Origin of the sequence: Burkholderia sp. DN3021, assembly GCF_049805555.1 — a bacterium.
Lineage (GTDB): Bacteria > Pseudomonadota > Gammaproteobacteria > Burkholderiales > Burkholderiaceae > Burkholderia > Burkholderia pyrrocinia_C.
This window is the reverse complement of record NZ_JBNCAB010000223.1, coordinates 1-1,580: the sequence shown is the minus strand read 5'-3', so window position 1 is coordinate 1,580 and position 1,580 is coordinate 1. Positions and strand designations below refer to the sequence as shown.

4 protein-coding genes and 1 pseudogene are annotated in these 1,580 nt (G+C 62.0%); 1 reads left to right on the top strand and 4 read right to left on the bottom strand.

Features of this window, described 5'->3' with window-relative positions; genetic code table 11:
- Positions 1-197: 197 nt before the first annotated feature.
- From ACPUER_RS36680 to tnpA, 4 genes are all read right to left on the bottom strand, one after another.
- Entirely contained in the window at positions 198-380 is a 183-nt protein-coding gene (locus tag ACPUER_RS36680) for a hypothetical protein (protein ID WP_425133570.1), read from the bottom strand.
- Positions 314-568, bottom strand: a complete 255-nt coding sequence (locus ACPUER_RS36675; RefSeq protein WP_425133571.1) for a hypothetical protein — start codon at positions 566-568, stop codon at positions 314-316. Before ACPUER_RS36675 ends, ACPUER_RS36680 begins: the two co-directional genes overlap by 67 nt.
- A 62-nt stretch (positions 569-630) precedes the next feature.
- A complete protein-coding gene (gene tnpB / locus ACPUER_RS36670; protein ID WP_310144177.1) occupies positions 631-1,002 on the bottom strand; it encodes an IS66 family insertion sequence element accessory protein TnpB in 372 nt (123 codons plus the stop codon).
- A complete protein-coding gene (tnpA, locus tag ACPUER_RS36665; protein ID WP_425133569.1) occupies positions 999-1,406 on the bottom strand; it encodes an IS66-like element accessory protein TnpA in 408 nt (135 codons plus the stop codon). Before tnpA ends, tnpB begins: the two co-directional genes overlap by 4 nt.
- An 80-nt stretch (positions 1,407-1,486) precedes the next feature.
- Between tnpA and ACPUER_RS36660 the strand changes: the two are divergent.
- Positions 1,487-1,580 (top strand): annotated as a pseudogene (locus tag ACPUER_RS36660) (IS110 family transposase); the annotation flags it as partial.

Here is a 1,580-nt window from a genome sequence, read left to right as displayed (position 1 = left end):
GCTCGAACTAGCCAAGGAGAAACTCATCCCCCATTGATGGCTCGTTCTTTGTAGGCCCGACTACCTGTCAGATCGAGTCCCGGCTAATACAACTATGCCGATCTCATGCCTTGGAGAATGCCTGCCGCCCTCAACCGCTGAGGGGCGTTGTTAAAAGACCGCATACATTCGAGTTGCTCGCTGATGTCTTCACCCAGTCATTTCATCGAGCCGCCACATTGAGCACATGCCGCTGCGCCATTCGGTCGATACGTGCGGACTTCGCGCGGCAAGTGCGGCGGCAGCGGTACACGTTTGGCTGGTGCGCGATTCGTTACCCGTCGCACCGGGTCATCCGGCGACGCGGCCGCTGCGTCGGCTTGCAGCTCCTCGAGGCGCAATTCGAGTTGCCCGATCTTCTGGTCGAGTTTCTCCGACTTGCGACCGAGTGCTGGCGCTTGAGCTTCGCAATCACCAGCTTCAGATGATCGATCTCTGCATTGCGGGCATCGAGCACGGCCTGTTGCGCGGAGATCGTCTCCTGCAGACGCACAAGGATCGCCTCGCGTTCGCGCAGCAAGGCTTGCAAAGTGTCGATCGTGGACGCGGCATGCGAGGGCATGCACAGAGCTTACGTGGCCGCCAGGTCGTTTACAAGCCCGATTCTGGGCGCCAGGTTCGCTCGGGACGACGCCAGTCGATACCTTCAAGTAGCATGGACAGTTGCGCCTGCGTGAGCAACACGGCGCCGTTCGTCGCTTGTGGCCAGATGAAGCGGCCTCGCTCAAGACGCTTGGCGAGCAGGCACAATCCATCCCCGGTCCACCACAGTACCTTTACGAGATCGCCGCGCCGGCCGCGAAACACAAAGACGTGCCCGCTGAACGGATTCTCCGCTAACGTCGTCTGCACTTTGGCCGCCAGACCATTGAAGCCGCAGCGCATGTCGGTGACACCTGCCGCGATCCAGATGCGGGTGCCTGCCGGCAGGCCAACGACCGAAGTCAGTCCCGATGCGATCATCGACGCAACGCCGCCAGCACCGCTCGTAACGTCGCCGGCTCGGCACCATGGCCAATACGGACCATCACGTCGGCGAAATGCACCTCGATCGTGCCGGCGGACAAGGCCTCCTCGGCAGGCGCCGCCACCGACGTATCGTGACGCGCTTCGGCCGGTTGCGCTGCCGACGCCGCGTCGACAACTGTAATCGGTAGCATCGCCAGCGTCGCGTCCGACGTCCCAAATAATCCGGCTCGATACTGCCGTCGCCATCTGAACAGCTGATTGGCATTGAGGCCGTGTTCGAGAGCCAGCTTCGACACCGAAACGCCAGGCTCGCACGCCAGCTCCGCCAGGCGCCTCTTGAAATCGATCGGATGATTCGGGCACCCCTTCCGGCTCGCCCGCTTCGGTTCGCTATCCAATTTGGTTCCCACCACTCATGTGATGGGAGCTACTTTCGCTCGCTCCGTGCAATCTCGCTAGACGGTACTGGCAGGACGCTTACGGTGAAGCCAAGACCGATGCCCGCGACGCCGCGATCATTGCCGAAGCCGCTCGCTCGATGCCGCATACGCTGCGCTCGCTTCGATTGGCCG